The organism is Variovorax sp. J31P207, from assembly GCF_030316965.1.
Classification (GTDB): Bacteria; Pseudomonadota; Gammaproteobacteria; order Burkholderiales; family Burkholderiaceae_C; genus Variovorax; species Variovorax ginsengisoli_B.
Window position 1 is genome coordinate 880,677 of sequence record NZ_JASZYN010000001.1, and the last position, 21,267, is coordinate 901,943.

Genomic DNA, 21,267 nt, shown 5'->3' on the forward strand with positions numbered 1-21,267 from the left:
ATCCGCTTTCAGATTGCCACCCATGAACGTCCTTCGATTCACCGACCTCTGTGCGCAAGGCAAAGTCGCCGGCCAGCGCGTTTTCATCCGAGCCGATCTCAACGTGCCGCAGGACGACACGGGCCGCATCACCGAGGACACCCGCATCCGCGCCTCGGTGCCCTGCATCCGTGCGGCGCTCGACGCCGGCGCCGCCGTGATGGTCACCTCGCACCTGGGCCGGCCCACTGAAGGCCAGTTCAAGCCCGAGGATTCGCTGGCGCCGGTCGCCGCCCGCCTGGGCGAGCTGCTCGGCCGCCAAGTGCCGCTGGTGTCGGACTGGGTCGACGGCGTGCAGGTCGCGCCGGGCCAGGTCGTGCTGCTCGAGAACTGCCGCCTGAACAAGGGCGAGAAAAAGAACGACGAGGCGCTTTCGCGCAAGCTCGCCGCGCTGACCGACATCTACGTCAACGATGCCTTCGGCACCGCGCACCGGGCCGAGGCCACCACCTACGGCATCGCCCAGTTCGCCAAGGTCGCCTCGGCCGGCCCGTTGCTGGCGGCCGAGATCGATGCCATCACCAAGGCCCTGGCGCAGCCCCAGCGGCCGCTGGTGGCGATCGTCGCCGGCTCCAAGGTCAGCACCAAGCTGACCATCCTGAAGAGCCTGGCCGAGAAGGTCGACCAGTTGATCGTCGGCGGCGGCATCGCCAACACCTTCATGCTGGCCGCCGGGTTGAAGATCGGCAAGTCGCTGGCCGAGCCCGACCTGATCGACCAGGCCAAGGCCGTGATCGATGCCATGCGCGCGCGCGGCGCGGCAGTGCCGATCCCGGTCGACGTGGTGACGGCCAAGGCCTTCGCGGCCGACGCGGCGGCGACCATCAAGGACGCCACCGACGTCGCCGACGACGACCTGATCCTCGACATCGGCCCGAAGACCGCCGAACTGCTGGCCGCCCAGCTGCGCGAGGCCGGCACGATCGTCTGGAACGGTCCGGTGGGCGTGTTCGAGTTCGACGCTTTTGCCAACGGCACCAAGACCATCGCCCACGCCATCGCCGACAGCAAGGCGTTCTCGATCGCCGGCGGCGGCGACACGCTGGCGGCCATCGCCAAGTACGGCATCGAGGACAAGATCGGCTACATCTCGACCGGCGGCGGCGCCTTCCTGGAAATCCTTGAAGGCAAGACGCTGCCGGCCTTCGAAATCCTGTCGAAACGGGCGGCGGGCGGATAACCCTCTTCCGGTGCTCCTATAAAGTGTATACAGTACGGCATACAAACACTTTGCGGGACAGACCAAGAAACTGCCCAGCAGTTTTTGCTCTGTCCTCAACTGATTAAAGGAGACAACGATGAGCACGCCCCGCCTGCCCCGCCACGCCACCAAGATCGTCGCGACCCTCGGTCCCGCCTCGAACACGCTCGAGCTGCTCGAGCAGATGATCCACTACAAGGTCAGCGTGGTGCGGCTCAACTTCAGCCACGGCACGGCGCAGGACCACATCAACCGGGCCGCGATGGTGCGGGAGGCGGCCCGGCGCAGCGGCCGCGAGGTGGCGATCATGGCCGACCTGCAGGGCCCGAAGATCCGGGTCGGCAAGTTCGCCGAGGGCAAGGTCTGGCTCGAGCCCGGCGCCAAGTTCATTCTCGATGCCTCGCGCACCGAGCCGGGCGACGTCGACGCCGTCGGCCTCGACTACAAGGACCTGCCGCGCGACGTCAAGCCGGGCGACAGCCTGCTGTTGAACGACGGCCTCATCGTGCTGACGGTCGACGCGGTCAAGGGCGATGCGGTCCACACCACGGTGCGCCTGGGCGGCGAGCTGTCCAACAACAAGGGCATCAACAAGCAGGGCGGCGGGCTCACCGCGCCGGCGCTGACCGCCAAGGACATGGAGGACATCAAGACCGCGATGAGCTTCCAGGCCGACTACGTGGCAGTGAGCTTCCCCAAGAACGCGACCGACATGGAGATGGCGCGCCAGCTGTGCAACGTGGCGGCGGCCGAATTCGGCCACAAGCCCGGCATGATCGCCAAGATCGAGCGCGCCGAGGCGATCCCCAAGCTCGAGGAGATCCTGCGCGCCAGCGACGGCATCATGGTGGCCCGCGGCGACTTGGCCGTCGAGGTCGGCAACGCGGCCGTGCCGGCGCTGCAGAAGAAGATGATCCGCATGGCGCGCGAGATGGACCGGGTGGTCATCACCGCGACCCAGATGATGGAGTCGATGATCACCAACCCGGTGCCGACGCGGGCCGAGGTCAGCGACGTCGCCAACGCGGTGCTCGACGGCACCGACGCCGTGATGCTCTCGGCCGAGACCGCCTCGGGCCGCTACCCGCTCGAGACGGTGCAGGAGATGAGCAAGATCTGCGAAGCCGCCGAGGCCGCCGAAGACCTGCAGCTCGACGCCGATTTCAGCGGCAAGAACTACAGCCGGATCGACCAGTCGATCGCGATGGGCGCGCTGTTCACGGCCCACCACCTGGGCGCCAAGGCGATCGTGGCGCTGACCGAATCGGGCTCGACCCCGCTTTGGATGAGCCGCCACCGGGCGCACATCCCGATGTACGCCCTGACCTCGCGGCTCTCGACCCAGCGCAAGATGGCGCTGTACCGCAACGTGCGGCCGCTCCTGATGGATTCGGAAAGCGACCGGGACACGGCGCTGGAGCAGGCCGAGGCGCATCTGAAAAAGCGCGGCATCGTGCAGACTGGCGATGTCTACGCGATCACCTGCGGCGAGCCGATGGGCGCGCCGGGTGGCACCAACATGCTGAAGATCTGCAGGGTCAGCTAGCGCGCGCCCCGCGGTGGCAGGGGCCATCGAAGCCGTCCTGCAGGGGGCCTCGGTAGAATCGCGGGAGTTATTTCGTTTCCATCCCTAGATTCCCGCGAGGTATTTCAATGGCACTCGTCTCGATGCGCGAACTGCTCGACCATGCCGCCGCCAACGGCTACGGCATTCCGGCTTTCAACGTCAACAACCTCGAACAGGTGCAGGCCGTGATGGAGGCCGCCAAGGAAGTCGGGGCCCCCGTCATCCTGCAAGCCAGCGCTGGCGCCCGCAAGTACGCGGGCGAAGCCTTCATCAAGCACCTGATCCAGGCCGCCATCGAGGCCTACCCGACGGTGCCGCTGGTGATGCACCAGGACCACGGCCAGAGCCCCGACGTCTGCCGCGGCGCGATCGACCTCGGCTTCAGCTCGGTCATGATGGACGGCTCGCTCGAAGCCGACGGCAAGACCATCGCCAGCTACGACTACAACGTCGACGTCACGCGCAAGGTGGCCGACATGGCGCACAAGGTCGGCGTCACGGTCGAAGGCGAACTCGGCTGCCTGGGCTCGCTCGAGACCATGAAGGGCGACAAGGAAGACGGCCACGGCACCGACGACACCATGACCCGCGAGCAGCTGCTGACCGACCCGGAGCAGGCCGCCGACTTCGTCAAGCGCACCCAGATCGACGCCCTGGCGATCGCCATCGGCACCAGCCACGGCGCCTACAAGTTCACCCGCGAGCCCACCGGCGACATCCTGGCGATCGACCGCATCAAGGAAATCCACCGCCGCATCCCGAACACCCACCTGGTGATGCACGGCTCGTCGAGCGTGCCGCAGGAGCTGCTGGCGATCATCCGCCAGTACGGCGGCAACATGAAGGAAACCTACGGCGTGCCGGTCAAGGAAATCCAGGAAGCCATCAAGCACGGCGTGCGCAAGATCAACATCGACACCGACATCCGCTTGGCGATGACCGGCGCGGTGCGCAAGTTCCTGGCCGAGCACCCCGAGAAGTTCGACGCCCGCGAATGGCTCAAGCCGGCGCGCGAAGCCGCGCGCCTGATCTGCAAGCAGCGCTACCTCGAGTTCGGCTGCGAAGGCCAGGGCCCGAAGATCAAGGGCGACACCCTGCAGGTGGTCGCCGCCAAGTACGCCAAGGGCGAGCTCGCGCAACAAGTGGTCTGACCCTTCGCTTGCGCCTGAAAGCCACCTTCGCGGTGGCTTTTTTCTGCGCCGGCCGCAGCGCGCGCACAATCTCCGGCGTCACCCGCCCCGCTTCATCCATTTCGCCATGACCACCGTCCATACCTCCTCCATCAAAAGCCTTCCGCTGCTGGCGCGCGGCAAGGTGCGCGACAACTATGCGGTCGGCAGCGACCGCATCCTGATGGTCGCGAGCGACCGCCTGTCGGCCTTCGACGTGATCATGGGCGAGCCCATTCCTGGCAAGGGTGTGATCCTGACGCAGATGGCGCTGTGGTGGTTCGAACGGCTCGGCCACCTGTGCCCGAACCATCTCACCGGCGACGCGCCCGAGAGCGTGGTCACGCCCGAGGAGGTGCCCCAGGTCGAGGGCCGCTCGATGCTGGTCAAGCGCCTGACGCCGATCCCGGTCGAGGCCGTGGTGCGCGGCTACCTGGCCGGCAGCGGCTGGAAGGAATACCAGGACAACCGCGCCGTCTGCGGCGTCCCCCTGCCCGAGGGGCTGACCAACGCCAGCAAGCTGCCGCGGCCGATCTTCACGCCCGCCGCCAAGGCGGCGGCCGGCGCGCACGACGAGAACATCAGCTACGACAAGGTGGTCGAGGTGGTCGGCCCGACGCTGGCCCAGCAGATCCGCGAGACCAGCATCGCGATCTACGAGGCCGCGGCCGCGATCGCGCTGACCAAGGGCATGATCATCGCCGACACCAAGTTCGAGTTCGGCCTCGACGAGGCCGGCACGCTGGTGCTGATGGACGAGGTGCTGACGCCCGACAGCTCGCGCTACTGGCCGGTCGAAGGCTACGAGGCCGCGCTGGCCGCCGGCACCAACCCGCCGAGCTACGACAAGCAGTTCGTGCGCGACTGGCTCGAGGCCACGAAGATCAACGGCAAGCCCTGGGACAAGACGCCGCCGGCGCCGCGGCTGCCGGCCGAGGTGATCGAGAAGACCGCGGCGAAGTACCGCGAAGCCCTGCAGCGGCTCACCGGCTGACTGCTGCCTGATCAGGCAGCGGAATGTAAATAGATCACAAAATCCGCGGCAATACTCACCGCACGCCAGCCTCGCAGTCTTCCAAACTCTTTTCATCCCCCCAGATGAGGAGAGCACCATGGAAACCGCAGCAGATTTCGAGATCACCTACCTGGAGCGCTTTGGCCGCGACGTCACCGCCGCGCCGCCGGACGCGCTGCAGCCCGGCATGCTGGCCCGGGTGCTCGACGAGATCGACCATGGCCTGCTGCTGCTGGACCTGACCGGCCGCATCCTGCATGCCAATTTCCCGGCCCGGCGCGAACTGGCCGCGGCGCGCGCGTTGCGCAACGGCGAGGGCATGCTCTGCGCCGGCAACGCCGCCTCCCAGGCGAAGATCCGCCAGGCCCTCAAGGATGCCGAGCGCGACTGCCGCAGCATCGTCGAGCTCGAAGACGGCGAGGATTCGCTCTCGGTGGCCTTCATTCCACTGGCCGCGGTGCACGGCAGCGGCACCGTCGACACGGTGCTCGTGATGTGCAGCCGCCGTCCCGGCTGCGAGACGCTGACCATGCAGATGTTCGCCCGCGCCCGGCACCTGACCCGGGCCGAGCAGAACGTGCTGGCCCGGCTCTGCGCCGGCCATGGCGCCGAGGAGATCGCCTGCCTCGAAGGCATCCGGATGTCCACGGTGCGCACCCACATCAAGAATGTCCGGCAGAAGACCGGCAGCAACAGCATCCGCGAGGTGGTGCACCGCGTCTCGCGGATGCCGCAGATCGTGTCGGCGCTGAGATTCGGCGAGTGACGGCCGGCGGGGGCGGCCCCGCTGACCTTATATTCGACGGATGCCCGCTGCCTCCGGTGTCGAACACGTCCCACTCCCGCCCGCCCTGCTGCAACTCGCCCAACGCGGCATCCAGCGCCGCTACCGAACGCGGGCGCGGCTGATTGAAGAAGGCGAGCAGGGCGGCTCGATCTACATCGTGCTGTCCGGGCGGCTGAGGGCCTTTCTCTCGGACGCGCGCGGCCGCGAGATCACCCTGGGCCTGCACGGGCCGGGCGAATATGTCGGCGAGATGTCGCTCGACGGCGGCCCGCGTTCCGCCAGCGTGGAAGCGGTCGAGCCGACCGTCTGCGCCGTCGTCACCCGCGAAACCATGTTGCAGCACATCGCCGACCATCCCGATTTCGCGCTGGCGCTGATCGTGCGGCTGATCCGCCGCGCCCGGCTGGCCACCGAGAGCGCCCGCAGCATGGCGTTGCTCGACGTCTACGCGCGCCTGAAGCGCCTGCTCGAGGAACGCGCGTCGGCGCCGGCGGCGGACGGTAGCCGGCCGATCGCCGAGCGGCTGACGCACCAGGCGATCGCCAGCGAGATCGGCTGTTCGCGGGAAATGGTGAGCCGGCTGCTCAAGGACCTCGAGCAGGGGGACTACGTGGCGGTCGCGCAGCGCCAGCTGACGCTGCTGCGGGAGCTGCCGGCGCGCTGGTAGCCGGGCGCGTCTCAGCGCGCCGCGCTCAGCGTCGCCACGGTGCGCCCGCTCGCATCGAGCAGGGCCAGCCGGGTCGGACTCTGCAGCCGGTAGCTGGCGGTGGCCTGCAGGGCGGCAAAGAATTGTTGCTCCTTGGTGCCGAGCGCCGGGTCGGCGCAGGCCATCCGGGTCGAGGCCAGCTGGCTCAGCTTGAGCGTGCTGCCGCTGCGCTCGAAGGTGCCCGACAGCTGGTTGCAGCCGCCCGAGCCGCTCACGCGTCCGTTGCTGCGGTTGAACACCACCTGCGGATCGCGCCGCGGATCGTTGCCGGCGGCCACCGGCTCGCCGCCGAGCTGGTCGAGGCGCCAGACCGGGCCTTCGATCGGTTCGTCGAGCGGGATGGCGCTGCCGCAGCCGGCAGTCAGCATCGCTGCCAGCAGGGCGGCCGTGAAAAGGGGGATGGCGGCAGGGCGGGAGCGCATGGCCTGTGTGTCCTTCTGCAACAAATTGATATTTGCGCCATCGTATGCGACCGGGCCCGGCGCGCCAACGCCTCGCGCTTCCCGGGCCTCAGCTGAGCACCACGCTGCTCAGTCGACGCCGGTAGCTGGCCACGGTCGGGTCGTCCGGCGGAATCTGGCCGTCGGCGACCTTGACCTTCGGCGGTTCGATGATGTCGAGCACCGCGATGTAGGTCTTGCGCGCCAGGTCCTCGTTCCAGCTCTTGTCGCGCATCAGGATGTCGAGCAGCTCGTCCATGGCGTCGGTCCAGCGCCGGGCGGCCATCAGCAGGCGGGCGCGGTCGAAGCGGGCGTCGAAGTCGCGCTTGTTCGCGGCGATCCGGCTGTCCAGGTCGGCCAGCGCGGGTGCCGCCCCCGCGGCCGGGGCCGCGAAGTCGATCGCGTCCATCCAGCGCTGCAGCGAATCGAAGCGGCGCACCAGCGAGGTCTTGGCGATCACCGGGGCGAACGCGACCTTGGCGTCGTCGGTGCGGCCTTCCTGCAGCAGCAGCTTGACGTAATCGAAGCGGGCGTCGTCGTTGGCCGGGTCGGTGGCGACCGCGTGCTGCAGCTTCTCGAGCGCGCCCTGGGTGTCGCCCTCGGCCAGGGCCTGCTGGGCCGAGACTTCTTGGTCGAGCGGCGGCGCGTCCTCGTCGCCCGGCGGCACGTGCTTGTCGAGGAAGGCGCGGATCTGGTCGGCCGGGATCGCGCCGACGAAGCCGTCGACCGGCTGGCCGTCCTTGAACATGACGCAGAACGGGATGCTGCGCACGCCGAACATCTGGCTCAGCTGCTCGGAGATCTGCGGCACCTTGTCGGCATCGAGCTTGGCCAGCGTGAAGCGGCCGGCGTACTCGACTTCGAGCTTTTCGAGCACCGGCCCGAGCTGTTTGCAGGGCCCGCACCATTCGGCCCAGATGTCGAGCAGGACCGGCGTGGTCATCGAGCCGTCGATCAGCTCGGACTGGAAATTTTCGAGGGTGATGTCGATCATCGCGGGAAGGTGGGGGTGAAACGTAAAATTGGAACCATGAAGCAAGCAATTCAGGTCGGCGTGGTGATGGGCTCGAACTCCGACTGGGAGACGATGCGCAACGCGGTCGAGATTCTCCAGCAATTCGGCATCGCCCACGAAGCCCGGGTGGTCTCGGCCCACCGGATGCCCGACGAATTGTTCGCCTACGCCGAAAGCGCCGCGTCGCGCGGGCTGGCGGCGATCATCGCCGGCGCCGGCGGGGCCGCCCACCTGCCGGGCATGCTGGCGGCCAAGACCACGGTGCCGGTGCTCGGCGTGCCGGTCGCCAGCCGGCACCTGCAGGGCGTCGATTCGCTCTACAGCATCGTCCAGATGCCCAAGGGCGTGCCGGTGGCGACCTTCGCGATCGGCAATGCCGGGGCGGCCAACGCGGCGCTGTTCGCGGTCGCCATGCTGGCGGTGGGCGATCCGGCGCTGCGGGCACAGCTCGACGCCTTCCGGCTGCGGCAGACCGAGGCCGCGCAGGCCATGACCTTGCCGCCGGGCGATGCCGAGCCGGTGTCGCCGTTCTCGCCGCAGGGCGGGGGCGCATTGTGAGCGTCGTGTTGCCGGGCGCCACGCTGGGGGTGCTCGGGGGCGGCCAGCTGGGGCGGATGTTCGTGCACGCGGCCCAGACCATGGGCTATTTCACCGCGGTGCTCGACCCCGACGCCGACAGCCCGGCCGGGCGGGTGAGCCACCACCACATCCACACCGACTACACCGACGTCGACGGCCTGGCGCGGCTGGCCGGCCTGGCCGACGCCGTGACGACCGAGTTCGAGAACGTGCCGGCGCCCTCTCTCGAGCACCTGGCGACGGCCCGGCCGGTGTCGCCGGGCGCCGATGCCGTGGCGATCGCCCAGGACCGGATCCGCGAAAAAAGCCATTTCGTGCGCTGCGGCGTCGAATGCGCCCCTTACGCCGTGATCGAGACCGACGACCAGCTGGCGGCCGTGGCGGACGAACTGCTGCCCGGCATCCTCAAGACCGCGCGGCTCGGCTACGACGGCAAAGGCCAGCGCCGGGTGGCGACCCGGGCCGAGCTGCAGGCCGCCTGGCACGACGCCGGCGACGTGCCTTGCGTGCTCGAACAGCTGCTGCCCCTCGACTTCGAATGCTCGGTGATCGTCGCCCGCGGCGAGGACGGGCAGATGGTGAACTTCCCGGTGCAGCGCAACCTGCACCGCGACGGCATCCTGGCCGTCACCGAGGTCCATCCCCACAACATGCCCGAGTCGACCGCCCGCCGCGCCGTGGCCGCGGCCCGCTCGATCGCCGACGGGCTGGCCTATGTCGGGGTGCTGTGCGTCGAGTTCTTCGTGCTCGGCGACGGCCGGCTGGTGGTCAACGAGATGGCGCCGCGGCCCCACAACAGCGGCCACTGGACCATGGACGCCAGCGACGTCTCGCAGTTCGAACTGCAGGTGCGCACGCTGGCCGGGCTGCCGCTCAATCCGCCGCGCCAGCACAGCGTGGCGATCATGCTGAACCTGCTGGGGGACCTGTGGTTCGTCGACGGCGAGACGCCGCAGGAGCCGCGCTGGGCCGACGTGCTGGCCCTGCCCGGCACCCACCTGCACCTCTACGGCAAGACCGAGGCGCGCCGCGGCCGCAAGATGGGCCACCTCAACATCACCGGCGACGGCATCGAGACGGTCCGCAGCACCGCCGACTTCGCGGCGGCGTTGCTGGGGCTGGCGATCCCGTTGTCCGAATGAGCGGGGTCGCCGGGATGATCCGCGATGGCCGCCTGCCCGAGGCGATCGCCGAGGCGGCGCAGGTCCTGCGCGCCGGCGGCCTGGTCGCCTTCCCGACCGAAACCGTCTACGGACTGGGCGCCGACGCCGGCAGCGATGCCGCGGTCGCGGGCATCTTCGCGGCCAAGGGCCGGCCCAGTGACCACCCGCTGATCGTCCACGTGGCGGCGGGCGCCCGGGGCACCGAGGCGCTGGCGCATTTCGCCCGGCCCCTGCCGGCCTTCGCCCAGAAGCTGGTGCGCGCCTTCTGGCCCGGCCCGCTGACGCTGATCGTCGAACGCCAGCCCGGCGTCGGCGCCGCGGCAGCCGGTGGCCAGGACACCATCGGCCTGCGTTGCCCGGCGCATCCGGTGGCGCAGGCCCTGCTGGCCGCCTGTGCCGAACAGGGCGTGCTGGGCGTCGCCGGGCCGAGCGCCAATCGTTTCGGCCGCGTCAGCCCGACCACCGCGCTGCACGTGCAGCAGGAGTTCGGCGACACGCTGCTGGTGGTCGACGGCGGACCGTGCGAGGTCGGTATCGAATCGACCATCGTCGACTGCAGCCGCGGCGCGCCGGTGCTGCTGCGTCCCGGCGCGATCACGCGCACGCAGATCGAGGCCGCCGGCGGCGAGCCGCTGCGCGACAAGGACTCGCTCGGGGCGCCCGACCCGCGGGCCTCCGGCACCCTCGAAGCGCACTACGCGCCGAGCGCCAAGGTGCGCCTGATGGACGCCAAGGCCTTGCAGGCCGGTCTCGACGTGCTGGGGGCGAACGCCGCCAACATGGCGGTCTGGTCGCGGTCCGAGTTGAGCAGCCGGTCGCAGCGCCTGCTGCAGCGGCGCATGCCCGACGACGCAAGCGCCGCCGCGCAGCAGCTTTTCGCGGTGCTGCGCGCCTTCGACGCCGAGGGCGTCAAGCTGATCTGGGTCGAGACCCCGCCGCCCGGCCCCGAGTGGGAAGGCGTGCGGGACCGGCTGACGCGCGCTTCAAAGGGCTAGCCCCCCGAAGCCAGCACCCCTACAAAAAACCCCCGCGCCGCCGCGATGCAGAACGGCGCCACCAGCGTGCTGTGATAAGCCTGCACCACCGCCTGCTGCTGGTTCGCGGTCGTGCCGCCGGCGCTGGTCGCGGTGCCGATCTTGGCCTGCGCGAAGCCGGCCCGCGCCGCCGAGAAGGCGTCGGTGGCGTTGATGTCCTCGAGGTCGACCACGGTCAGCGCCGAAGCCGGCATGCCGCTGGCGCGGAAGTAGCCGGCCGTGGCCCGCGTGCTCAGGAAGTTCACGGTCGGGTCGTTGGCGCCGCCGCACATCAGCACCGGGCGCGTCGGCAGCCAGTTGCGCAGGTCGTTCGCCAGCGCCGCCCTGCGGAAGCCGAGCAGCGGCTGGCAGCCCAGCGGCGACGCGTTGTTGAGCGAGGCCGGCGTCGCCGGCAGCGCGTTGCCCGGGCAGGTGTTGACCTGGATGTCGGTGGCGGCCTGTGTCAGGTAAGTCTGGCGGACCAGGTTGTTGGGCGCATAGAACACGGCCAGCGAGGGATCGACCGGGCCCGGCACCGCGTTCGGCGGAAAGAGCGCCAGCGGCGGCAGCTTGCCAGTGGTGTAGAGCGTGTTGCTCGGCGTCAGGCTCGGCAGCAGGGTGTCGATGCCGGCGGCGTACTGGGCTTCGTAGATGTCGGCGGTGTTGTTGTAGACGTAGCCGAACTGCTTCTGCCAGCTGGTCGACAGCAGCGGCGTGAACAGCGTGCTGCCCAGCGCCGGCCAGCCGCTGAAGGTGTAGTCGGTCAGCAGGCTGATGGCGGCCGGCGCGGACAGCGGCGCCGACGCCGCCACCTTCGCGCCGATGGCCTGCAGCTCGCGGTGCGCCGCCAGGGCGACGTAGCCGCCCTGCGAATAGCCGGTCACGAACAGCGCGCCGGCGTCGCTGGCGTCGATGAAGGGGAAGGTCTTGCGCGCTGCGGTCAGCGCATCGACCATGTCCTTGCCCTGCTGGTTGCCGTTGAGGTAGGGGTGGTAGGTCAGCGTCGACTTGTCGTAGCCGGCGTAGTTCGGCGCCACCACGATGAAGCCCTGGGCCGCGAACATCGCCGCCACGATCACCCCTTCGCCCGCTGCCGGCTGGCTGGTGTCGGTCCAGCGGGCGATGTTGTAGCTGCGTTCCACGGCGGTGCCGTGCGCGTACAGCACCACCGGGCGGGGACCATTGCAGGCCGGGTCGGTTCCGGCCGGCACCATGATCGCCGCGGTCGCATTGGTGGCCTCGCCCTGGCCGCCGATGGTGCGGTATTCGAGGTAGCGCAGGTCGACGCCGCACTTCGGCGTGCCGGCGATGGTCTGCAGCGAACGGCCCTGCGCAGTGACCTGCAGCAGGGCAGTGAACTGGTCGGTCGTGAGCCGCTGCACCCGCTCCGGCGGCTGGGTCACGACCGAGCCGCGCCCGGTGTCCGCCGGCACGTTGACGGCGAAGCCGTCGTTGCCGCCGCCGCCACAGCCTGCGAGGATCATCAGGGCAACGCCCGAGAGGGCGAGGGCTGGGAGTCTGTTCATGGGATGTGTCTCCTGCGGGATTTCGACCGGCGCTCGATTCTGGTCACCGCCCGCCCCCTGCGCAAGCGGCGGCCGCCTACACGGCGGGCGCGGGGTCAGTCCTGGGCGGCCCAGTCGACCAGGGCGTCGAAGGCCGGACGCGCCGCGGCCGCATTGGCGTGGTTGGCGATCGCGACCACCACCCAGCGCCGGCCGCTGGCGCCATGCACGTAGCCGGCCACGCCGGCGGCATCGCGCAAAGTGCCGGTCTTCAGGTGCGCGGCGCCGCCCGAGCGCAGCGCGCGCTTGCGCAGGGTGCCGTCGACGCCGGAGGCCGGCAGCGAGGACGCCAGCTCCGGCATCAGCGGCGAGCGCCAGGCCACCTGCAGCATCCTGGCCAGCGCGGCGGCGCTGATGCGCTCGTCGCGCGACAGGCCCGAGCCGTTGTCGATCACCGGCTGGCCTTCGCCGGTGCCGATGCGCTCGTTCCACCACTGGCGCAGCGTGGCGCGCGAGGCGTCGAGCGTGCCGCGCTTCTTCTGCTGCAGCCCGAGCGTCAGGAACAGCTGCTGCGCCATCACGTTGTTGCTGTACTTGTTGATGTCCCGGATCACTTCGGCCAGCGGCGGCGACGCCGCCTCGAACGCCGGCCGCAACCCGGCCGGCACCCGGCCGTCGCGCACCTGGCCCTGGAGCCGGCCGCCCATCTCGGCCCAGAGGCCGCCGACGGCACGCTCGGCGTAGCTGCGCGGGTCGGCATAGGCCACGGCCCAGGTCTTTTCGCCGCAGGCGGCCGGAAAGCTGCCGGCGAATCCGAGCCGCGCCGGATCGGCGAAGTCGCTGCCCAGGGCGCTGCGCCAGTCGCCGCACTCGCCGGCCGCCAGCGGCACCGCCGCCTGCATCGCGACGCCGGCCAGCGGGGGTTCGTAGCTCACCCGCGCGGTCTGCGCGCCGCGGTCGGGCACGAAGGTCATGACCACCGACTTGAAGTTGACCAGCAGGGCGTCCGGGGCGGCGTTGTAGGGGCGCTGGCCCTCGCCGTCGAAGGCATTCGGATCGCTTTCGACCACCTCGAAGGCGCTGCGATCCAGCACGATGTCGCCTTGCACGGCCTGGATGCCGAGCCCTTTGACCCGGCGCAGCAGCAGCCACAGCCGTTCGATCACCAGCTTCGGGTCGCCCTGGCCCTGGATGTAGAGATTGCCCTCGAGCACGCCGTTGCGCACCGGCCCGTCGACGTACACCGGCGTCTGCCAGGTGAAGGCCGGGCCGAGCAGGTCGAGCGCCGCATAGGTGGTGACCAGCTTCATGATCGACGCCGGGTTCACCGGCACCTGGGAGCGCCAGGCGAGCCGCGGCGGCCGGGTGCCCTCTGCATCCACGACCAGCATCGTGACCGCGTCGCGCGGCACCTTGGCGCGGGCCAGCGCCGCCTCGACCTCGTTCGGCAGGCCCTGGGCCAGGACCGGCACCGCGGCGGCGGCGAGTGCGAGGACCAAAACCAGGGGGCGGGCAAGGCGCGAGCGGCGGTGCTCGGACGGCGGGGCGACGGTCATGCCCGGATTATCCCGGGCCGGCGGCGGCTCTCGCGGCCGGCGGCAGCAGGCCGGCCGCCCACCCTGGATAATCCCCCGATGCCCGCAGCCCCCCGTTTCTCAGCCCGCACCATCGGCATCGGCGCGGCCGTCGTCACGGTGGGGGTCTGGACCGCGTTCATCGTCATCGCGCGCGCGTCCGCCGGGCGCTCGCTGACCCCCTTCGACCTCGCCTTCGCCCGCATCTGCGGCGCCAGCCTGGTGCTGCTGCCCTGGGGCGCCTGGCTGGTCATGCGCGCCCGCGCCGAAGGCTCGACCCGCGACTCCTTCTTCGGCCTCTCGCCGCTGCCGCTGCGCCTGACCGCGCTGGCCGGCGTCTGCGGCGGCCTGGCCTACGCGCTCCTGGCCTATACCGGGTTCTTCTTTGCGCCGGCCAGCCACGCCTCGGTGCTGATGCCCGGCAGCCTTCCTCTGTGGACCACGCTGCTGGCGGCCCTGGTCCTGCGCGACCGCATCACGCCGCTGCGCGCGCTCGGGCTGGCGCTGATCGTCCTCGGCGACCTGTTCGTCGGCGGCACCAGCTTGCTGCACGCGCTCGAAGGCGGCCAGATCTGGAAGGGCGACCTGCTCTTCATGAGCGCGGCCTTCAGCTGGGCCTGCTACAGCATCGTGGTCCGGCGCCACGGACTCGAGGCGGTGCGCGCCACCATCGCCATCACCGTGTTCGCCTTCGCGGCCTTCGTGCCGGCCTATGCGCTGCTGACCGCGGCCGGCCTCGTCCGCAGCCACCTGGCCAGCGCGCCGGTCGGCGAGATCCTGTTCCAGATGGCGTTCCAGGGCCTCGGTTCGGTGGTGATCTCGGGCATCGCCTTCACGCGGATGATCCAGTACTTCGGGCCGGTGCGCTCGACCATGATCACGGCGCTGGTGCCGGGGCTGTCCGCGTTCGGCGCCGTGATCTTCCTCGGCGAACCGCTGAGCTGGAGCCTGTTCGCGGGCCTCATGCTGGTGACCGCGGGCATCCTGTTCGGCGTCCAGCGCAGCCGGGCGCCGGGTGTGTGGCCGATTCCCGCGGGGGCCGTGGCGGCCGCGGCCGGAGGGCGTTCCGATGGCTAGGCTGCTCGCCTTCGACACCAGCACCGAGGCGCTGTCGATCGCGGTGCGCCACGGCGACCTGCTGCTGGAGCACAGCGGGACCGGCGGCGCGCAGTCGTCGGCCAGCCTGATTCCCCTGATCCAGCAGCTGCTCGGGGCCGCCGGGCTGAGCTTGCGCGAACTCGACGCTATCGCCTTCGGCCGCGGGCCGGGCTCGTTCACCGGGCTGCGCACGGCCTGCTCGGTGGCGCAGGGGCTCGGCTACGGCGCCGGCGTCCGGCTGCTGCCGATCGACACCCTGCATGCCGTGGCCGAGGAAGCCCACGACCGCTTCGGCGCCACCCGCGTGGTGGCGGTGCTCGATGCGCGCATGGACCAGGTCTATGCGGCCGGCTACGACTTCGGCGTCGAGTGGGTCGCCAGCGAGGCCGAACTGCTGGCACCCGAAGGCGTCGTGGTGCCGGAGGGTTGGGCGCTGGCCGGCAATGCCTTCGCCGCCTATGGCGAGCGCCTGCCGCGCGCGGTGGCGCGCCACGAGGTGCTGCCCACCGCGGCCGCGATGCTGCGGCTGGCGCCGGCGCTGCTGGCCGCCGGCCGGACGGTGGCGCCGGCCGAGGCCTGGCCGCTGTACGTGCGCGACAAGGTGGCGCAGACGACCGAAGAGCGCGCGGCGCTGAAGGGGGCCGGATGAGCGCCGTCCTGTCGTCGCCGCGCGAGGCGCGCCTCGAGCCGATGACGCTCGAGCGGGTGCCGGCCGTCTGCGCGATCGAACGCAGCGCCTTCACCCATCCCTGGACACCGGCCAATTTCACCGATTCGCTGGCCGCCGGCTACCACTGCCAGTGCCTGGTGGCGCCGCCGCCCGAGAGCGATCCCGCCGAGGCGCCGCGGGGCGCCCGCGCCCTCTGGCACCGGGTGGTGGCGCGCGAGCCCGGCGAGACGCTGATCGGCTATTTCGTCGCCATGAAGGGGGTCGACGAAGTGCATCTGCTCAACATCACGGTCGCGCCGGCCTTCCAGGGCCAGGGCTGGGCGCCGCTGATGCTGGAGGCCCTGGCCGGCTGGTCGCGCGGCCAGAACGCGCAGTGGCTGTGGCTCGAAGTGCGGGCCAGCAACCTGCGCGCGCTGGCGGTCTACGAGCGCAACGGCTTCCGGCGCGTAGGCATGCGCAAGGGCTACTACCCGGCGCAAGGCAGCGCCCGCGAGGATGCGGTCGTGATGAGCCTGCGCCTGCACGAATCGACGAGCGCCTGGGGCGGACTGAAATGACTTCCGAAGCTTTGACACTCGATGCGCGCCAGCGCGCCATGCTCGACGAAATGGGCATCAAGCTCTTCTGGTGGCGCCAGCCGGAAGCGGCTGAAGCGCCGGTGCCGGAAGCCCCCGCGGCCCGGGCGGCGCCCGCCATCGAGGCCGAGGCGCCGGCGCTCCCTGCCGCGGCGCCCGCGCGAGCGGCACCGGCCGTGGCCGCACCGGCGCCCGTCGTCCAGCGCGCACCCGCGGCGGCGGCGCACGGAGCCGCCGTGCTGGCCGAGGCGCCACGGCGCCTGGCCGGCGATCCGGCCGCGGCCCAGGGGGGCTGGCTGATCGTGGCCGACATGCCGCCGGCGCTCGATGGCCGCCATGGCGATCCCTTCGACGGCGATGCCGGCCGGCTGCTCCACAACATGCTGAACGCGCTGCAACTGCATGGTGGCGCGCTGCCGGTGCACCTGATGCGCACCCACCGCGGCGTCGCCTCGGGCCAGCCCGGCAGCCCGCAGCCGATCGACGAAGCGCTGGCGCAGGGCGCCGCGGCGCTGGCGCCACGCGTGGTGCTCGCCATGGGGCCGCTGGCGGCGCAGAGCCTGATGCAGAGCGGCGAACCGCTCGGCAAGCTGCGTGGCCGGGCGGTGCCGATGGACCTGCCGGGCCTGGCGGCGCTGCCGGTGGTCGCGAGCTACCACCCGGCCTACCTGCTGCGCAACCCGGCCGACAAGGCCCGCGCCTGGGCCGACTTGTGCCTCGCCGCCGAACAGGTGTCGTCAGGGCTGTCCGGCGCCAGCCCCGACGCCTGAGTCGAGCCAGCCACCGGCCGACCTAAAATTCGGCCCATGACCTTCCTGGACAAGCTGCGCGCCGCCGAGCGCCAAAACGGCTCGCTGCTGTGCGTCGGCCTCGATCCCGAGCCGACCAAATTCCCCGCCGCCCTGAAAGGCGACGCCAGCCGGATCTACGACTTCTGCGCCCGCATCGTCGACGCCACGGCCGACCTGGCGATCGCCTTCAAGCCGCAGATCGCCTATTTCGCCGCCCATCGGGCCGAAGACCAGCTCGAACAGCTCATGGAGCACATGCGCCGCAACGCGCCGCACGTGCCCACCATCCTCGACGCCAAGCGCGGCGACATCGGCTCGACCGCCGAGCAGTACGCCCGCGAGGCCTTCGAGCGCTACGGCGCCGACGCCGTCACCTTGTCGCCGTTCATGGGCTTCGATTCGGTCGAGCCGTACCTGCGCCACCAGGGCAAGGGCGCCTTCCTGCTGTGCCGCACCAGCAACCCGGGCGGCGCCGACCTGCAGGGGCAGCGGCTGGCGGACGTCGACGGCCAGCCCTTCCTCTACGAGCACGTGGCCAGGCTGGCCCAGGGCCCGTGGAACCTCAACGGCCAGCTGGGCCTGGTGGTCGGCGCCACCTACCCGGCCGAGATCGAACGCGTGCGGGCGCTGGCGCCCACGGTGCCGCTGCTGATCCCCGGCGTCGGTGCACAGGGCGGCGACGCGGTCGCCACGGTCCGCGCCGGCTGGCGCCCGGATGCGCCGATCGTGGTCAACTCCTCGCGCGCTATCTGCTACGCCTCGGCCGGCGAAGACTTCGCCGAAGCGGCCCGGCGCGAGGCCCTGCGCACCCGCGACGCGCTCCAGGCCGCCAGGCCCTGAGCGACATTCCGCGTCAGTCCGCAAGCGCCCGGTTGTATCGATGTGACGGAAAAAGTCACATTTTTTCACAACTGTCGTACTAAACACTTCTACTAGCCGCATCCAGCCGCCCGAAAACGGCGGGCATGGCACTTGCCTGAAGAGGGTCGGCGCGTCCGCGTCGAGGAGTGAGGCATCCCATGGTGGAAGACATCGCAACCGGCCGCGACACGGCGGCCGACGCTAGCGCGCGCGTGCCCGAGGCGGCAGCGCCAACCACGGCGGGCGCATCGTCCCGCCCCCTGCCCCTCGCGGCCGCCCTGGCCGCGTCGGCGGCGGCGCTGGCGGCCTGTGGCGGTGGTGGCGGCGGTGGAGGGGGCGGCGCGGGCTTCGCCGCGGTCGGCGGGTCGTCCGAGGCCACCGTCCAGGCCGGCTCGCTGAGCGCCCTGGCCAGCACCCCGACCGCGCAGACCTATGTCTACACCCAGGCCAAGACCGACGAGGAGGCCGCGCGCTTCCTGCTGCAGTCGCAGTTCTCGGCCTCGGAAGCGGACATCGCCGCCGTCCGCAGCAAGGGCTACCTGCCCTGGCTCGGCGAGCAGGTCGACCGCCCGGCCGAGCAGGGCGGGCGCGACTGGATCCTGGGCAAGGCCGCCAACACGGTCAACGCCGACGACATGATCTGGAACCAGCTCATGACCGCGCCGGACGGCTTCCGCAAGCGCATGGCGCTGGTCTTCAGCGAGATCTTCGTGGTCTCGCGCAACGACATCGGATCGAGCTGGCCCGATCTCATGATGGCCCAGTACTGGGACATGCTGGTGGCCGGCGTCACGACCAGCTTCCGCAAGCTGCTGGAGGACGTGACGCTCAACCCGGCGATGGGCTACTACCTCAACACCAGGGGCAACCAGAAGGAGAACGCTCAGGGCCGCCAGCCGGACGAGAACTATGCGCGCGAGGTCATGCAGCTCATGACCATCGGGCTCTACCAGCTCAACGCCGACGGCAGCGTCAAGACCGGCGGCGACGGCACGCCGCTCGACACCTACAGCCTGGACGACGTGACCAACCTGGCGCGCGTCTTCACCGGCTACGACCTCGACATCCGGGCCAGCGACGTCGACACCAGCGCCTGGACCGCGCGGCCGATGGCGCTCACGGCGGCCCGGCACTCGGTGCTCGAGGCCCGGTTCCTGGGTACCTCGGTGCCGGCCGGCACCGAAGGCAAGGCGGCGCTGAAGATCGCGCTCGACGCGCTCTTCAACCACCCCAACGTCGGCCCGTTCATCGGCAAGCAGCTGATCCAGCGGCTGGTCACCAGCAACCCGAGCCCGGCCTACGTGAAGCGGGTGTCGGATGTCTTCGCCGACAACGGGGCCGGCGTGCGCGGCGACATGAAGAGCGTCTTCGCCGCGGTGCTGCTCGACAACGAGGCGCGCAGCCCGGCCGGCCTGTCGGACCCCGGCTTCGGCCGGCTGCGCGAGCCGATGCTGCGCTTCACGCAGTGGGGCCGCACCTTCGGTGCCGGCTCGACCAGCGGCAACTGGAAGATCGGTGACCTCTCGCGGCCCAACGACCAGCTCGGCCAGAGCCCGCTGCGCTCGCCATCGGTGTTCAATTTCTTCCGGCCCGGCTACGTGCCGCCATCGACCTCGATCGCCGCCGCCAAGATGGTCGCGCCCGAGTTCCAGCTGGTCAACGAGACCAGCGTTGGCGGCTACCTGAACTTCATGCAGAACAGCGTGCTGCCGAAGAGCACCGGGCGGGATGTCAACGCCGCCTATGCAAGCGAGCTGGCGCTGGTGCTCGACCCGGCGGCCCTGGTGCAGCGGCTCAACCTGCTGCTGACCGCCAACCAGCTGTCGGCGGCCACCCAGGCGCTGATCGCCGGTGCGCTGGCCAATCCCGCGGTGTCCGACAAGAGCACCGACGCGGTCAAGCTCAACCGCGTCTACGCCGCGGTGCTGCTGGTGATGGCCTCGCCCTCCTACCTGATCCAGAAATAAGGGACCGCGCGATGTACCTGATCGATCCTGCCGCGCACACGCGACGTGCCTTCCTGCGCCGCTCCGGACAGCTGGCGATGGCCGGCACCGCGCTGCCCTTCGCCCTCAACCTGGCCGCGATGGGCGAGGCGGCGGCGCAGGCCGCCCCCGCCGACGACTACAAGGCGCTGGTCTGCGTCTTCCTGTTCGGCGGCAACGACTACGCGAACACCGTCATCACCTACGACGACCCGAGCTACAACGCCTACAGCACGATCCGCGTGCCGCAGGGCGCGGGCGGGGTGGCGATCGCCAAGGATGCGCTCGCCGCCACGCTGCTGGCGCCGACCGTGGCGCTGCCCGACGGCCGCCAGTACGCGCTGCACCCGTCGATGACGCAGCTCGCCGGCCTGTTCAACACCGACGGCAAGGTCGCGGTGCAGCTCAACGTCGGCCCGCTGGTGGTGCCGCTGACCCGGGCCCAGTACAACAACAGCAACAAGAAGCTCTACCCGCAGCCGCCCAAGCTGTTCTCGCACAACGACCAGCAGTCGACCTGGCAGTCGTCCTCGCCCGAGGGCTCGACCGTGGGCTGGGGCGGCAACATCGGCGACCTGGTGCTGGACCAGCGGCAGAACACCAACGCGCTGTTCACCTGCATCTCGGTCGCCGGCAACGCCGTGTTCCTGTCGGGCGACCAGGCCCTGCAATACCAGGTCAGCACCAGCGGCGCGGTCGGCATCCGCAGCATCAAGGACGGCACCACCTACGGCTCGAGCAGCGTCAAGGCCGCGATGGCGCAGCTGGCGCAGGAAACCCGCAGCCACCCGCTGGAGAATGAATACAACAAGGTGACCCAGCGCGCGGTCCAGGCCGAGACCACGGTCACCAGCGCGATCCAGTCCGCGACCTTCGCGACCGACACCTTCGCCTCGCTCAACACCGGGCTCGCGAACCAGCTCAAGATGGTCGCGCGCCTGATCCGCGGCCGCAGCACCCTGGGCGCCAAGCGGCAGGTGTTCTTCGTCTCGATGGGCGGCTTCGACCTGCACGACAACCTGATCGCCAACCAGCCGGGCCTGATGCAGCAGCTGAGCGATGCCATGGCCGCCTTCCATCGGCAAATGGTCGCCCAGGGCCTGGCCGACAAGGTCACGGCCTTCACCGCCTCGGATTTCGGCCGCACGCTGGCCAGCAACGGCGATGGCTCCGACCATGGCTGGGGCGGCCATCATTTCGTGGTCGGGGGCGCGGTCAACGGCAAGGCGTTCTATGGCACGCCGCAGGTGGTCAGCATCAACAACGACTCCAAGCTGGCGGGCTACGAAGGCCACGTGGGGCAGGGCCGCCTGATCCCGACCACCTCGGTCGACCAGTACGGCGCCACGCTCGCCAAGTGGTTCGGCGTGCCCGACGCCGAGCTGCCGGGCATCCTGCCGAACCTGAAGAACTTCGGCGGCAACTTCAACGGCATCGAGTATCCGAAGAACGTGGGTTTCATGGCCTGAGGCGGGGGTGTAATCTGCCGGTCGCCCCAGCGACGGAGACTGCCC

The 21,267-nt window shown here is 70.4% G+C and carries 20 protein-coding genes; 16 read left to right on the forward strand and 4 right to left on the reverse strand.

The annotated features are described in order from the left end of the window. Positions 1-22 precede the first annotated feature (22 nt). From QTI68_RS04160 to QTI68_RS04185, 6 genes are all read left to right on the forward strand, one after another. Complete coding sequence (locus QTI68_RS04160) at positions 23-1,219, forward strand: phosphoglycerate kinase (RefSeq protein ID WP_286519828.1); 1,197 nt, start codon at positions 23-25, stop codon at positions 1,217-1,219. Positions 1,220-1,337: 118 nt separating this feature from the next. Continuing rightward, positions 1,338-2,786, forward strand: coding sequence for a pyruvate kinase (gene pyk / locus QTI68_RS04165; RefSeq protein ID WP_286519829.1), 1,449 nt, complete (start codon positions 1,338-1,340; stop codon positions 2,784-2,786). Positions 2,787-2,893: 107 nt separating this feature from the next. Next, the gene (gene fba, locus QTI68_RS04170; protein WP_286519830.1) at positions 2,894-3,958 is read left to right on the forward strand and encodes a class II fructose-bisphosphate aldolase; all 1,065 of its coding nucleotides are present in this window, start codon (positions 2,894-2,896) and stop codon (positions 3,956-3,958) included. A 106-nt stretch (positions 3,959-4,064) separates the two neighbouring features. After that, the gene (locus QTI68_RS04175; protein ID WP_286519831.1) at positions 4,065-4,970 is read left to right on the forward strand and encodes a phosphoribosylaminoimidazolesuccinocarboxamide synthase; all 906 of its coding nucleotides are present in this window, start codon (positions 4,065-4,067) and stop codon (positions 4,968-4,970) included. A gap of 118 nt (positions 4,971-5,088) precedes the next feature. Continuing rightward, positions 5,089-5,757, forward strand: a complete 669-nt coding sequence (locus QTI68_RS04180) for a helix-turn-helix transcriptional regulator (protein ID WP_286519833.1) — start codon at positions 5,089-5,091, stop codon at positions 5,755-5,757. 40 nt (positions 5,758-5,797) lie between these two features. Further along, the gene (locus QTI68_RS04185; RefSeq protein WP_286519834.1) at positions 5,798-6,445 is read left to right on the forward strand and encodes a Crp/Fnr family transcriptional regulator; all 648 of its coding nucleotides are present in this window, start codon (positions 5,798-5,800) and stop codon (positions 6,443-6,445) included. Between the two features lie 11 nt (positions 6,446-6,456). Here QTI68_RS04185 and QTI68_RS04190 read toward each other — a convergent pair whose 3' ends face one another. Together QTI68_RS04190 and QTI68_RS04195 are read right to left on the reverse strand one after the other, a co-directional pair. Further along, a complete protein-coding gene (locus QTI68_RS04190) occupies positions 6,457-6,906 on the reverse strand; it encodes an META domain-containing protein (protein ID WP_286519835.1) in 450 nt (149 codons plus the stop codon). 88 nt (positions 6,907-6,994) lie between these two features. Continuing rightward, positions 6,995-7,918, reverse strand: coding sequence for a tetratricopeptide repeat protein (locus QTI68_RS04195; RefSeq protein ID WP_286519836.1), 924 nt, complete (start codon positions 7,916-7,918; stop codon positions 6,995-6,997). A 36-nt stretch (positions 7,919-7,954) separates the two neighbouring features. Between QTI68_RS04195 and purE the strand changes: the two genes are divergently transcribed. Genes purE through QTI68_RS04210 form a run of 3 tightly spaced genes read left to right on the forward strand, consistent with a single transcriptional unit; the run spans position 7,955 to position 10,676 of the window. Continuing rightward, positions 7,955-8,497, forward strand: coding sequence for a 5-(carboxyamino)imidazole ribonucleotide mutase (gene purE, locus QTI68_RS04200; protein ID WP_286519838.1), 543 nt, complete (start codon positions 7,955-7,957; stop codon positions 8,495-8,497). Continuing rightward, positions 8,494-9,660 carry a 5-(carboxyamino)imidazole ribonucleotide synthase gene (locus QTI68_RS04205; protein WP_503011619.1) on the forward strand — a complete coding sequence of 389 codons (1,167 nt, stop codon included), beginning with the start codon at positions 8,494-8,496 and terminating at the stop codon, positions 9,658-9,660. The genes purE and QTI68_RS04205 overlap by 4 nt, the downstream gene beginning before the upstream one ends. Before the next feature lie 14 nt (positions 9,661-9,674). Further along, complete coding sequence (locus tag QTI68_RS04210; protein ID WP_286520221.1) at positions 9,675-10,676, forward strand: L-threonylcarbamoyladenylate synthase; 1,002 nt, start codon at positions 9,675-9,677, stop codon at positions 10,674-10,676. Here the strand turns inward: QTI68_RS04210 and QTI68_RS04215 are convergent. Together QTI68_RS04215 and dacB are read right to left on the reverse strand one after the other, a co-directional pair. Beyond that, positions 10,673-12,220 (reverse strand): alpha/beta hydrolase family protein, encoded by a 1,548-nt coding sequence (locus QTI68_RS04215; protein WP_286519839.1) that lies wholly within the window; start codon positions 12,218-12,220, stop codon positions 10,673-10,675. The two genes, QTI68_RS04210 and QTI68_RS04215, sit on opposite strands and share 4 nt — an antisense overlap. Positions 12,221-12,315: 95 nt before the next feature. Continuing rightward, positions 12,316-13,755: a D-alanyl-D-alanine carboxypeptidase/D-alanyl-D-alanine endopeptidase gene (dacB, locus tag QTI68_RS04220; RefSeq protein ID WP_286519840.1), complete on the reverse strand. Its 1,440-nt coding sequence runs from the start codon at positions 13,753-13,755 to the stop codon at positions 12,316-12,318. 78 nt (positions 13,756-13,833) lie between these two features. Between dacB and QTI68_RS04225 the strand changes: the two genes are divergently transcribed. From QTI68_RS04225 to QTI68_RS04255, 7 genes are all read left to right on the forward strand, one after another. After that, positions 13,834-14,850: a DMT family transporter gene (locus QTI68_RS04225; RefSeq protein WP_286519841.1), complete on the forward strand. Its 1,017-nt coding sequence runs from the start codon at positions 13,834-13,836 to the stop codon at positions 14,848-14,850. Beyond that, positions 14,843-15,520 carry a tRNA (adenosine(37)-N6)-threonylcarbamoyltransferase complex dimerization subunit type 1 TsaB gene (tsaB, locus tag QTI68_RS04230; protein ID WP_286519842.1) on the forward strand — a complete coding sequence of 226 codons (678 nt, stop codon included), beginning with the start codon at positions 14,843-14,845 and terminating at the stop codon, positions 15,518-15,520. The genes QTI68_RS04225 and tsaB overlap by 8 nt, the downstream gene beginning before the upstream one ends. Beyond that, complete coding sequence (gene rimI, locus QTI68_RS04235) at positions 15,517-16,098, forward strand: ribosomal protein S18-alanine N-acetyltransferase (protein ID WP_286519843.1); 582 nt, start codon at positions 15,517-15,519, stop codon at positions 16,096-16,098. Before tsaB ends, rimI begins: the two co-directional genes overlap by 4 nt. Continuing rightward, entirely contained in the window at positions 16,095-16,886 is a 792-nt protein-coding gene (locus tag QTI68_RS04240) for a uracil-DNA glycosylase family protein (RefSeq protein ID WP_286519844.1), read from the forward strand. The genes rimI and QTI68_RS04240 overlap by 4 nt, the downstream gene beginning before the upstream one ends. 36 nt (positions 16,887-16,922) lie before the next feature. Further along, positions 16,923-17,747, forward strand: coding sequence for an orotidine-5'-phosphate decarboxylase (gene pyrF, locus QTI68_RS04245; protein WP_286519845.1), 825 nt, complete (start codon positions 16,923-16,925; stop codon positions 17,745-17,747). 179 nt (positions 17,748-17,926) lie between these two features. Further along, on the forward strand, positions 17,927-19,735 hold the full coding sequence (locus QTI68_RS04250; protein WP_286519846.1) for a DUF1800 domain-containing protein: 1,809 nt from the start codon (positions 17,927-17,929) through the stop codon (positions 19,733-19,735). An 11-nt stretch (positions 19,736-19,746) separates the two neighbouring features. After that, on the forward strand, positions 19,747-21,222 hold the full coding sequence (locus QTI68_RS04255; RefSeq protein ID WP_286519847.1) for a DUF1501 domain-containing protein: 1,476 nt from the start codon (positions 19,747-19,749) through the stop codon (positions 21,220-21,222). Positions 21,223-21,267 lie beyond the last annotated feature (45 nt).

Excerpts from the sequence above, each read along its gene's own strand:
- QTI68_RS04160 (WP_286519828.1), top strand. The coding sequence starts at position 23 with ATGAACGTCCTTCGATTCACCGACCTCTGTGCGCAAGGCAAAGTCGCC.
- pyk (WP_286519829.1), top strand. The coding sequence starts at position 1,338 with ATGAGCACGCCCCGCCTGCCCCGCCACGCCACCAAGATCGTCGCGACC.
- fba (WP_286519830.1), top strand. The coding sequence starts at position 2,894 with ATGGCACTCGTCTCGATGCGCGAACTGCTCGACCATGCCGCCGCCAAC.
- QTI68_RS04175 (WP_286519831.1), top strand. The coding sequence starts at position 4,065 with ATGACCACCGTCCATACCTCCTCCATCAAAAGCCTTCCGCTGCTGGCG.
- QTI68_RS04180 (WP_286519833.1), top strand. The coding sequence starts at position 5,089 with ATGGAAACCGCAGCAGATTTCGAGATCACCTACCTGGAGCGCTTTGGC.
- QTI68_RS04185 (WP_286519834.1), top strand. The coding sequence starts at position 5,798 with ATGCCCGCTGCCTCCGGTGTCGAACACGTCCCACTCCCGCCCGCCCTG.
- QTI68_RS04190 (WP_286519835.1), bottom strand. The coding sequence starts at position 6,906 with ATGCGCTCCCGCCCTGCCGCCATCCCCCTTTTCACGGCCGCCCTGCTG.
- QTI68_RS04195 (WP_286519836.1), bottom strand. The coding sequence starts at position 7,918 with ATGATCGACATCACCCTCGAAAATTTCCAGTCCGAGCTGATCGACGGC.
- purE (WP_286519838.1), top strand. The coding sequence starts at position 7,955 with ATGAAGCAAGCAATTCAGGTCGGCGTGGTGATGGGCTCGAACTCCGAC.
- QTI68_RS04210 (WP_286520221.1), top strand. The coding sequence starts at position 9,675 with ATGATCCGCGATGGCCGCCTGCCCGAGGCGATCGCCGAGGCGGCGCAG.
- QTI68_RS04215 (WP_286519839.1), bottom strand. The coding sequence starts at position 12,220 with ATGAACAGACTCCCAGCCCTCGCCCTCTCGGGCGTTGCCCTGATGATC.
- dacB (WP_286519840.1), bottom strand. The coding sequence starts at position 13,755 with ATGACCGTCGCCCCGCCGTCCGAGCACCGCCGCTCGCGCCTTGCCCGC.
- QTI68_RS04225 (WP_286519841.1), top strand. The coding sequence starts at position 13,834 with ATGCCCGCAGCCCCCCGTTTCTCAGCCCGCACCATCGGCATCGGCGCG.
- tsaB (WP_286519842.1), top strand. The coding sequence starts at position 14,843 with ATGGCTAGGCTGCTCGCCTTCGACACCAGCACCGAGGCGCTGTCGATC.
- rimI (WP_286519843.1), top strand. The coding sequence starts at position 15,517 with ATGAGCGCCGTCCTGTCGTCGCCGCGCGAGGCGCGCCTCGAGCCGATG.
- QTI68_RS04240 (WP_286519844.1), top strand. The coding sequence starts at position 16,095 with ATGACTTCCGAAGCTTTGACACTCGATGCGCGCCAGCGCGCCATGCTC.
- pyrF (WP_286519845.1), top strand. The coding sequence starts at position 16,923 with ATGACCTTCCTGGACAAGCTGCGCGCCGCCGAGCGCCAAAACGGCTCG.
- QTI68_RS04250 (WP_286519846.1), top strand. The coding sequence starts at position 17,927 with ATGGTGGAAGACATCGCAACCGGCCGCGACACGGCGGCCGACGCTAGC.
- QTI68_RS04255 (WP_286519847.1), top strand. The coding sequence starts at position 19,747 with ATGTACCTGATCGATCCTGCCGCGCACACGCGACGTGCCTTCCTGCGC.